The organism is Psychrobacillus sp. NPDC096426 (assembly GCF_044762745.1).
Taxonomy (GTDB): domain Bacteria; phylum Bacillota; class Bacilli; order Bacillales_A; family Planococcaceae; genus Psychrobacillus.
Window position 1 is genome coordinate 34,111 of the sequence record NZ_JBIWEX010000031.1, and the last position, 9,987, is coordinate 44,097.

The 9,987-nt window shown below is 37.4% G+C and carries 12 protein-coding genes; 9 read left to right on the top strand and 3 right to left on the bottom strand.

The genetic code is table 11. The annotated features are described in order from the left end of the window. Positions 1-14: 14 nt before the first annotated feature. The 9 genes from ACIQYS_RS20025 (at position 15) to ACIQYS_RS20065 (ending at position 8,249) form a co-directional block, all read left to right on the top strand. On the top strand, positions 15-1,190 hold the full coding sequence (locus tag ACIQYS_RS20025) for a CaiB/BaiF CoA transferase family protein (RefSeq protein ID WP_402984011.1): 1,176 nt from the start codon (positions 15-17) through the stop codon (positions 1,188-1,190). 23 nt (positions 1,191-1,213) lie between these two features. Further along, a complete protein-coding gene (locus ACIQYS_RS20030; RefSeq protein ID WP_402984014.1) occupies positions 1,214-2,380 on the top strand; it encodes an acyl-CoA dehydrogenase family protein in 1,167 nt (388 codons plus the stop codon). A gap of 51 nt (positions 2,381-2,431) precedes the next feature. Further along, a complete protein-coding gene (locus ACIQYS_RS20035; protein WP_402984016.1) occupies positions 2,432-3,307 on the top strand; it encodes an HpcH/HpaI aldolase/citrate lyase family protein in 876 nt (291 codons plus the stop codon). A gap of 31 nt (positions 3,308-3,338) precedes the next feature. Further along, the gene (locus ACIQYS_RS20040) at positions 3,339-3,788 is read left to right on the top strand and encodes a MaoC family dehydratase (RefSeq protein WP_402984019.1); all 450 of its coding nucleotides are present in this window, start codon (positions 3,339-3,341) and stop codon (positions 3,786-3,788) included. Between the two features lie 44 nt (positions 3,789-3,832). Beyond that, positions 3,833-4,837, top strand: a complete 1,005-nt coding sequence (locus tag ACIQYS_RS20045; RefSeq protein ID WP_402984022.1) for a zinc-binding dehydrogenase — start codon at positions 3,833-3,835, stop codon at positions 4,835-4,837. A 644-nt stretch (positions 4,838-5,481) separates the two neighbouring features. After that, on the top strand, positions 5,482-5,712 hold the full coding sequence (locus tag ACIQYS_RS20050) for a hypothetical protein (RefSeq protein ID WP_402984024.1): 231 nt from the start codon (positions 5,482-5,484) through the stop codon (positions 5,710-5,712). After that, positions 5,702-6,007 carry a hypothetical protein gene (locus tag ACIQYS_RS20055; protein WP_402984027.1) on the top strand — a complete coding sequence of 102 codons (306 nt, stop codon included), beginning with the start codon at positions 5,702-5,704 and terminating at the stop codon, positions 6,005-6,007. The genes ACIQYS_RS20050 and ACIQYS_RS20055 overlap by 11 nt, the downstream gene beginning before the upstream one ends. Positions 6,008-6,178: 171 nt before the next feature. Then, positions 6,179-6,721 (top strand): D-glycero-alpha-D-manno-heptose-1,7-bisphosphate 7-phosphatase, encoded by a 543-nt coding sequence (locus ACIQYS_RS20060; RefSeq protein ID WP_402984030.1) that lies wholly within the window; start codon positions 6,179-6,181, stop codon positions 6,719-6,721. A gap of 58 nt (positions 6,722-6,779) precedes the next feature. Continuing rightward, positions 6,780-8,249 carry a protein adenylyltransferase SelO gene (locus ACIQYS_RS20065; RefSeq protein WP_402984033.1) on the top strand — a complete coding sequence of 490 codons (1,470 nt, stop codon included), beginning with the start codon at positions 6,780-6,782 and terminating at the stop codon, positions 8,247-8,249. A 60-nt stretch (positions 8,250-8,309) separates the two neighbouring features. Here the strand turns inward: ACIQYS_RS20065 and ACIQYS_RS20070 are convergent, their stop codons facing one another. The 3 genes from ACIQYS_RS20070 to ACIQYS_RS20080 all read right to left on the bottom strand — a co-directional run. Beyond that, positions 8,310-8,627 carry a DUF3889 domain-containing protein gene (locus tag ACIQYS_RS20070; RefSeq protein ID WP_402984036.1) on the bottom strand — a complete coding sequence of 106 codons (318 nt, stop codon included), beginning with the start codon at positions 8,625-8,627 and terminating at the stop codon, positions 8,310-8,312. A gap of 82 nt (positions 8,628-8,709) precedes the next feature. After that, positions 8,710-9,327, bottom strand: coding sequence for an FMN-binding negative transcriptional regulator (locus ACIQYS_RS20075; protein ID WP_402984038.1), 618 nt, complete (start codon positions 9,325-9,327; stop codon positions 8,710-8,712). A gap of 222 nt (positions 9,328-9,549) precedes the next feature. Further along, on the bottom strand, positions 9,550-9,987 hold a 438-nt coding region (locus ACIQYS_RS20080; RefSeq protein ID WP_402984040.1), incomplete at its 5' end, for a transposase.

The following is a 9,987-nucleotide window of genomic DNA, read 5'->3' on the forward strand; positions in this document are numbered from 1 at the left end:
AAGGAGTGATGAATTTGTTTGAAAATATACGTGTTTTAGACTTCACTCGTGTTTTTTCTGGTCCATATTGTACTCAAATGCTTGCAGAATTGGGTGCAGATGTTATTAAGGTAGAAGAGACTACTATTGGTGATGAGACTAGAAATTGGTACCCCATTAAGGAAGAGTGGAGTGGGTACTTTATGGCTTTGAATAGAAGTAAAAGATCCCTTACATTAAATTTGAAAACTGAGGAATCTCTTAAAATTATTAAAGATTTGGTCGAAACATGTGATGTTGTGGTAGAAAACTTTGCTCCGGGTGTAGCAGAAAAACTCGGTATATCCTATGAAAGACTGAAAGAAATAAATCCCAAAATAATCTATTTGAGTTTATCTGCATATGGTCAAACTGGACCTAATAGAACCGTAAAAGGGTATGACCCTATTATTCAGGCAGATGCTGGCGTTATGAGTTTAACGGGAGATCAAAATGGTGCTCCAGTTAAAACAATGTTCCCAATTGCTGATATTTCGGCGGGTTTATATGGGGCTTTTGCAGTATCAGCTGCACTATACAAACGTGCAATAACTGGACAAGGGGAAAATATTGACATAGCCCTTTTTGATTCCGTTGTTTCGTTATTAGGAGTACTAACAGCAATCCCCTTTTTTACGGATAATGTGCCTGAACGTATGGGGTCGCAACATCCACATCGAGTTCCAAGTAAGAATTATTTAACGGGAGATGGAACTTATTTACATGTGATTTGTAATAATAAACAATGGCTTGAGCTATGCGAAGTATTAGATCTTGAAGAAAAATATAAAAAAACACCGTACACAACTGATATAGGAAGACTAAATAACAGAGATGAAATAGATGGTCAAGTACAACAGGGCTTGCTTAAAAAGCAAGGTTCCGAGTGGGTGAAGTTACTAAAGGAAAAGGGGGTTCCATGTTCATTGGTGAATGATATTGCTCAAGTTTTAAATAAGGATCAAACAAAAGCAAGAGATTTGATCGTAAACTGGACGCAAGGAAACTTAGGAGAGGTTTCTGGAATAAATTTTCCATACAAGTTTCTTCATGCTGAGTCAAAAATCCAACGACCTGTACCAAAACTCGGAGAACATAACGTCGAAATTCTTAAGGAATTCGGTTATACAGATAGTGATATTCGTCAATTAAAGCTAGATAAAATTATTTAAAAAAGAACAAGGAGGAATAGGAAATGAATTTTGAATTAACTCCAGAACAAGAAATGCTAAAAAAAATTACAAGAGATATTTGTAAGTCTTTTGATGATGAGTATTGGAGAAATATTGAGAAGGAACATACTTTTCCTACAGAATTTTGGAATCAGTGTGCGGAAGCAGGTTTAATAGGTGTATTAATATCTGAAGAATATGGCGGAGCGGGGCTTAACATTACAGATGCAGTCATTATCTTAATGGAGATAGCTAAATCTGCAGCTGGCATGGATGGTGCCTCAACGATTCATTTATCTATGTTTGGTGCAAATCCATTATTTTATCATGGAAATAAAGAACAACTACAAAAGTATCTTCCCGATGTTGCCAGTGGGAAAATGCATGTATGTTTTGGAGTAACAGAGCCTAATGCAGGAACAGATACATCTAGAATTACTACATTTGCTAAGAAACAAGGCGATAAATATATCATTAATGGACATAAAGTATTTATAACAAAGGCACAACATTCGGATAGAATCTTACTCCTTACTCGTACTACACCATATGATGAGGTGGAGAAAAAGACAGACGGAATGTCGTTGTTTTTTGCTCCATTAGATCGCTCTGCCATAACCATTAAAGAAATTGAGAAAATGGGTCGAAATGGGATTGATACAAATGAACTTTTTATTGAGAATTTAGTTGTAGATGAATTTGACTTGATCGGTGAGGAAGGAAAGGGATTTTATTATTTGTTGGACGGTTTAAATCCTGAAAGAATGCTGATTGCAGCAGAGGCGGTTGGTATGGGTTACGGAGGGATAGAAAGGGCTGTTAAATATGCGAATGAACGTATTGTGTTTAATAGACCGATTGGTCAAAATCAAGGGGTTCAATTTCCATTAGCAGATGCATATTCACACTTGAGAGCAGCTGAACTTTTGATTTATCAAGCATGCTGGTTATATGAAAATGGAAAACCTTGTGGTGCAGAAGCAAATATGGCGAAGTTACGTGCTTCAGAAGCAGGATTTGAAGCAGTGGATGCAGCTTTTCAAGTGTTTGGTGGATATGGGTATGCAAAGGAATACAATATTGAACGAATGTTCCGCATGGCTAGACTACCGAGACTTGCCCCAATCACGAATGAGTTGGTAAAAAGTTTTGTAGCAGTAAAAGTTTTAGGGTTACCTAAATCATTTTAGTTTTATCTATTACTTTATTAATGAAATCCATTAATTAAAAGGAGACTAATAATGAAACCAATTCGCTCGATGTTGTTTGTACCAGGATCCAAGAAAAAGTGGTTTGAAAAGATACCTGACTATAATTCAGATACAATAATTCTAGATTTAGAAGATAGTGTACCCGATAACTTAAAAGAGGAAGCAAGAACTCAAGTGTCTGAGGTAATAGGGGCTTTAAGCCAAAAGGGGCAACGAGTTTATGTACGCATAAATAAGGGACCGTATTGTTTTAATATCGATGATTTAGAATCTGTTATTCATTCGGAAATAGAAGGCATTGTTTTACCGAAAATAGAAGGACCGGAAGATATAGATATTTTAACAAGTATTGTTTCGGAAATTGAATTTAAAAAAGGAATCGAAGTTGGATCGACTAAGTTTATTGCCACATTAGAAACTGCTAAGTCCATTCATCTTGCTTATGATATAGCAGTAAAAGAACGTGTGGTCGGATTAGCTGGTGTAAGTCCTAAAAGTGGTGATGTTGAGAGATCCCTTGGTTATCAGTGGACAGCAGAAGGCTTAGAAAGACTATACATTCGTTCGCGTGTTGTGCTAGCAGCTAAAGCAGCCAATGTTATTCCAATCGGTGGACTTTGGCAGGATGTTCATGACTTAGAAGGATTAAGAAAAGCAGTAAGTTTTAATAGACAATTAGGATTTGAAGGCGAAATGATTGTACATCCTTCAAACGTAGAAATAGTTAATGAAGTGTTTTCAATATCAGATGAACAAATAGCTTATTATAAAGGTCTAATCAGTAGTTTTGAAACAGGTGTAAAAAATGGCAAGGCGGCTGTTTTATATGATGGGGAACATATCGATTATGCACATGTTAAAACAGCTAAACAAATGCTCGATTTTGCAAACAATTTTAAGAGGTAATGAAAAAAATATTAATTAGGGAGTGGGTTTAATGGCGAAAGGGAAATACTTTGAGGAGTTAAATATAGGGGATATATATACACATGATGTTACACGTACAGTTACAGAGACGGATAACTTATTATTTTCTACATTGACTCATAATACACAACCTTTACATTTGGATAAAGAATTTGGAGAGGCGAGTATGTATGGAAGTATTATAATAAATAGCTTTTTTACAGCTGCGTTTATCGTTGGAATCTCTGTGTCAGATTTAACACTAGGAACCACCTTTGGAAATTTGGGTTATGAAGAAATGAAGTTTCCGGCACCGGTGAGGATTGGGGATACACTCAGAGGTGAAACTGAAGTAATTGATAAACGAGAATCAAAGTCTAATCCTGATAGAGGGATTGTTTGGTTTGATCATAGAGGGTATAACCAAAAAGGGGAACTTGTTGTGTCTGCAAAAAGAGTAGCTTTGATGATGCGTTCGTAATTGAAGTTATATTATAGTAACTTAATAAACTTGGAGGGGTCGTATTGAAAGCTTTCGTACACAAAGGAAAACCAGGTATTGAAAATACGTATTTCACGGATATGGAAGAACTGGAACCCAAAAAAGAGGAAGTAAAAGTACGAATTAAAACAGCTGGATTGAACCATCGCGATTTATTGAATCTGCACCGTAGAAAAGAAGATTCCGAGCCTGTCGTAATAGGCTCGGATGCAGCGGGAATAATTGTAGCCATCGGAGAAGGTGTAGAAAATGTGAAAGTTGGAGACGAGGTAATTATTAATCCTAGTTTGAAATGGTCTATTAAAAGTGATGCACCTCCAAGTGAATTTGAAATACTCGGTGTTCCTTCACACGGTACATTTGCAGAATTTATCAACGTACCATTTCAAAATGTGGAATTAAAGCCAAAGCATCTGTCATGGGAGGAGGCAGGTGTTCTTCCATTAGCTGCTCTAACTGCTTATCGTGCACTGTTTACCAGAGGTAAAGTGAAACCTGAACAAACGATTTTAATTCCCGGCATAGGTAGCGGTGTTGCAACTTTTGTATTGTTGATGGCTAAGGCAATTGGTGCAAGGGTAATTGTATCTTCCAGAAGTGAAGAGAAAATGAATCGGGCGCTAGATCTTGGAGCAGATTTGGCTATAAACAGTAAAAGCGATTGGAAAGAAGAATTAAAGAATGAAAAAATTGATTTAATCATTGATAGTGTCGGTCCAGCTACTTGGGATAAAGTTATGGATGTAATACAGGATGGTGGAACTGTTGTTTGTTTTGGAGCTACGACTGGTGAGGATATTCATATTAATTTAAAATCACTTTATTTCGGACAATATAATATACTAGGAACAACGATGGGAAGTCGTGAAGAGTTTAAAGAAATGCTTCAACTTGTCGAAAAATATCAGTTGAGGCCAGTAATTGACGAAGTCTTTTTACATTCTGATACTTTATATGCATTTAAACGCATGAGTGAAGGAGAACAGTTTGGAAAAATTGCTTTGCAGATTGGAGAACAATCAATATGAATCATCAGATTAATGGGGATGTAAATAAAAGGATTAAACTTTGTTTTGGATGTTCTCAATGTATGACATAAATGTTTGTTCGATTGTCGATAAGGATAAATGTAGTTTATTGCACTGTTCGAATTTCTAGATTCGAACTTTTTTTGCTTCTGTCGCGACATTGCGAGGAAAATATTTACTGCGGATTGACTACCATGAAAGCAACGGCTTTAATTCTGTCATTAATCTGCTGAATGGTAAAGCCTATAATCTGCAAGTTAATAGATGCTAGTTTTATAAGATTGAAGCAATTATTAGATCATTTGTAGTGTTGTTATTTTCATTGGTAATTTTCAGGGCAACAAGTATGTTGATTTATGAATTGCTAATTATTAGGGACTCCATGTTTGTAAAGGGCAACTTATTTCCATTCCTAAATTAATAACCGTTCATTCTATTGTAAAAAGGCTGCAAGAGCTATTGTATCAAACAGTCTACTGACAAGCGGTTTCTTCAAGATGAGCATTTATTAAATTGTATTTTAAAGCTCCTGCTGGGAAACTTAAATACAAAAGGATTTTATAGATGTTCGAAATGATTTATGCAAGCTGTCTTATACTTCGATGTTATCATTAAGTTTAGAAAAGGCTTATGCGAGGGAACGAGTGGTGCTATTAATAAGCGTACCGTCCGATATATGGTATAAAAGAGTCTACTTAATTGCAGATAAAAAAAGCTGGATGGACTATGAAAATTTTACTGTTCAAATTGGTGATCGTGGAGAATTAGTTTATGATTTTCCAAACTGGTACCATGGAAAGTACGATCCTGCATTAAATTATGAGATATTAATGGTGACACGACACGCTAGAGGATGTTCTCATCGTGTTAAATAATGATAAAGCTAGTATTGGAAAGCCTCTTAAAGATATTCATATCCTCAATCAAATACAGGACCCTTATAAATTTGAAGAGGCCCAAGTTGAACCTATTAACTTGAGCATTAATTGCCTTCTGAAAATAGTGAAGTATGATAATATTGCGACTATTATTGCGGGCAAAATGAAATATGAAGTTGATATTTCTAAGCATAATTTCACTAATCCTCGGAAACCTTATGTCAGTATGGAGACAATTGAATATTCTATCGAAAATGGAGCAGTAATAGGAACTATGAGCGCCTACGTATAACGAGATGATAGTGTTTATGGAGGATTGCTTGGTCATTTAACTATTGCCTACTTTTGGAATGGTAAAATGTATAAAGCAAAGTCCGTTACATTTAAACAAGAGGAGTCTGAAAAAGATGAATCTTATCTCAGTGGCAGATACAAGGAACCATACTGGAAAGGCGTGAAGTAAATGAAAAAGGCGGTATTTTTGGATCGTGATGGTGTCATCAATGAAGTACTGACTGAGCGCGTTAAATTTGTGAACAAGCCACATGAGCTATACTTTTTACCGGGCGTGTCGGAAGCTATCAAAAAGTTAAATACTTTCTTTGATTACATATTCGTTGTAACGAATCAAGGCGGTGTTGGACTAGGATTTATGAAGGAATCACAACTCATTAAAATTCATGATTATATGATTGCGGAGCTCAAGAAAGAAGGAGCGATTATTCACGAGGCGGTCTATTGTGCACATAAACCAAAAGCTGGGTGTGCTTGTCGCAAGCCAAACAGCAAGTTAATCGTAGATCTCGGTAAAAAATATGATATTAATTTATCGCAGTCTTACATGGTTGGCGATACCGATACAGATATTATTGCAGGGAAGAAGGCAGGTACAAAAGGAGTATTTTTAGGTAAGAGTGACCCGATTGCGGACGCCGTTTTTCCTGACCTCTTAAGTGCCGCGGACTGGATAATTGAGGATGCATCAAAAAGTAAGAAAGAGGATTAATTTCACTAAAAGGGTATAATAAATGGACGATAAAGAATGAAAAAGATAAGGAGACAAGATGACAAAAAAACAAGAAGTGAAAGAGACGTGGAATTTCGATAATAGTTATGCTCGTCTACCGAAAATATTTTTCACAAAACATGAGTTAAATTCTGTTCGCGTTCCTAAGTTGACGATACTAAATGAACCGCTAGCAAATTCTTTGGGGTTAGATGCTCAGTCGTTACAAACCGAAGAAGGTGTTGCAGAGCTAGCGGGTAACAGAGTTCCAGAAGGTGCTGCGCCACTTGCTCAGGCTTATGCAGGACATCAGTTCGGGCATTTTAATATGTTAGGAGATGGACGGGCTATTCTGCTTGGTGAGCAAATTACTCCAAACGATTCGCGGGTCGATATTCAACTGAAGGGTTCAGGGAGAACAATATATTCTCGAGGGGGAGATGGTCGTGCGGCACTTGGACCGATGCTTCGTGAGTACATAATGAGTGAAGCAATGCACGCACTTGGTATTCCTACTACACGTAGCTTAGCAGTAGTGACAACAGGTGAGACGATCATTCGTGAAACGAATTTACCTGGGGCCATTTTAACTCGAGTGGCTAGTAGTCATTTGCGTGTCGGTACGTTTCAATACGCTGCGAGATGGGGCACGAAAGAGGATCTTCGTACGCTAGCTGACTATACATTGCAGCGCCATTTTCCGGAAGTAGACTCTGATTCGAATCGCTATCTTTCGCTGCTTCAGGAAGTGATCAAGCGGCAAGCGGAGCTGATTTCAAAGTGGCAACTCGTTGGTTTTATTCACGGTGTGATGAACACGGATAATATGAGCATTAGTGGAGAAACCATTGATTATGGTCCTTGTGCCTTTATGGATGTGTATGACCTAAAAACAGTATTTAGTTCCATAGATACGCAAGGTCGCTATGCATATGGCAATCAGCCAAATATCGGTGGGTGGAATCTAGCGCGATTAGCTGAATCGTTATTGCCATTACTTGATGAAAGTCTAGAGGAAGCATATAAACTGGCCGAAAAAGCGCTTCAAGCGTTCCCTGAATTCTATTACGCTAATTGGTTATCGGGAATGCGAGCAAAACTAGGATTATTTAATGAAGAGGCAGAAGATGAGGCACTTATCGAAGAACTCCTCGGCATGATGCACAAGTATCGAGCGGACTACACAAATACCTTCCGTACACTAACTTTTGATAAAAAGGAAGATACCATTTTGTTCGGTAAGAAGGAATTTGACCAATGGTATGAGAAGTGGCAAGAAAGACGAAGCAGACAACAGGAATCAAAGGAATCCGCGCAACAGTTGATGCGAAAAAGCAATCCAGCGGTAATACCTCGCAACCATCGAGTAGAAGAAGCGCTAGAAGCTGCACAACTAGGGGACTTGCGTGTTATGGAGCGGTTAATTGAGGTTCTTTCGAATCCTTATGCACATACAACGGAACAATTGGAATACGCAAAACTACCGGAGCAATGTGATCGCCCTTACCAAACTTTTTGCGGAACATGAAATAGACTTCCAGTGCCAGTATAAATTCAATTTGTGCTGGCATTGGAAGCTGATTTTCAATTATCTAGCGGTTTCTTTAAATTCAATATGAACCAATTCGCCCGTTTTGGTCTTATACGTAATTGTTACAAAAACACCGAATTCACGATCCCCATCTTTTAACCATAGTTTAAACTTTTCAATCGTAGAGTCCTCTTTAGATTCGCTTCCTTCATGCAAGTAGTCAATAATATTTGCATCCGGATATTTTATTTTTGTCTCCCTAATAGCGAGCTTTCCCCACGGAGCGTAAGCTGGTACTTCTTGCTGTGCGTACGTATGTGTTGATGCTGAACTAATTGTGAGTAAAATTCCGAGTGCCAGAAATGTATTTCTCATGATTTCATCTCATCTCTTTTTATCTAGGATGAGCGATTTAGTTAAAATCATGTTCGCAAAGTGAGTTTTTATCGCTGGGCAATTAATTACTTTTTCTCTCTTCCATCACTTTTGCCATTTGTTGAGAGTTAATGTCTTGCTCCTTATGCAGTTCCTCTACGATGTTCAGATAATCCTTTTCGTTACGATTTTGACTTAATTTATATGCAGCTTGAATTTCCTTCACATCGATTTTAAATCCTACAATCCCTTTTAGTTCTTTTTCTAAAAGTTGTGGGGAAAGTTTTTCCCATAAAATTGGATTTTCTCGATGTTTTTCATATTTTTGAAGTAGGCTGGTTAAGTCTTGTTTTAATTCTTTTTCATCCAAAATACTAGCAGTTCCATATACATGCACAGCCTGATAATTCCATGTTGGGACATTTTCATGTTCGTACCATGAAGAAGAAATGTAAGCATGTGGACCCTGGAACAAAACGAGGACATCATCACTCGTATCGAATGTTCTCCACTGAGGATTTCCATAGGCCATATGCCCGGTTATAAAGTGTTGATCTCCATTTTTATGAAACATTAAAGGTAAATGAGTCGCAATTGGTTTACCGTGTTTCGTTGTAACAATTGTTCCAAATGAGTTCTGTTGCACAAATTCTCTGATTTCATCAACATCCGTTATGTTAAAAAACTTAGGTATGAACATAAATGACTCCTTCATTCGTAGTTTAAATTTCTGTTAATACTATTATAGTGGAATTTTAACTGAAAGGGACTGTCAATATTTTTGTGTAAATGATAATCCAACCTTCTCTTGTAGACTATCACTTTTTGAATTTTATACACTGGATTCGAAGGAATGATTTTGATATTTGGGAAAGGGGTACCCCTTTCCCAAATATCAAAATTGCGTATGCATGCAGTCGTCCTATTCTTGGGTTTCAAACATCGCTGCTAATTCAGCACGGGCCTTGTCAAATCCAATATGGCATCGAGTGGCGAAGCGTTGGTTGTAGTCTTCAAATTGCGACACAAGAAATCGTTCCAGTGCTTCTTCGTTCGGAAATTGCTCTTTGCGCTTTGTATATTTCTTTATTTGCTTGTTAAAGGACTCAATTAAATTTGTTGAGTAAATGCTCCGCCAGATCGACTTTGGGAAGCAGTAAAACGTTAGTAAATATGCATTTTCTGCAAGAGATTTTGTGATTTTAGGGTATGCTTTTTTCCACTTGGAACAGAAGTCTTCCAGCGCTTTTTGCCCGGCTTCTTGGTTTTCCGATCGGTACACGGATTTGAAGTCCTCACAAATTTCACCGCGATCTTCGACGCGTACTTTATGCGAGATGTTGCGTGCAACATGGACTAG

What these genes read in the sequence shown, in the direction of transcription:
- ACIQYS_RS20075 (WP_402984038.1), bottom strand. Translation starts at nt 9,327, where the DNA reads ATGTTCATACCTAAGTTTTTTAACATAACGGATGTTGATGAAATCAGA.
- ACIQYS_RS20065 (WP_402984033.1), top strand. Translation starts at nt 6,780, where the DNA reads ATGACAAAAAAACAAGAAGTGAAAGAGACGTGGAATTTCGATAATAGT.
- ACIQYS_RS20060 (WP_402984030.1), top strand. Translation starts at nt 6,179, where the DNA reads ATGAAAAAGGCGGTATTTTTGGATCGTGATGGTGTCATCAATGAAGTA.
- ACIQYS_RS20070 (WP_402984036.1), bottom strand. Translation starts at nt 8,627, where the DNA reads ATGAGAAATACATTTCTGGCACTCGGAATTTTACTCACAATTAGTTCA.
- ACIQYS_RS20030 (WP_402984014.1), top strand. Translation starts at nt 1,214, where the DNA reads ATGAATTTTGAATTAACTCCAGAACAAGAAATGCTAAAAAAAATTACA.
- ACIQYS_RS20035 (WP_402984016.1), top strand. Translation starts at nt 2,432, where the DNA reads ATGAAACCAATTCGCTCGATGTTGTTTGTACCAGGATCCAAGAAAAAG.
- ACIQYS_RS20040 (WP_402984019.1), top strand. Translation starts at nt 3,339, where the DNA reads ATGGCGAAAGGGAAATACTTTGAGGAGTTAAATATAGGGGATATATAT.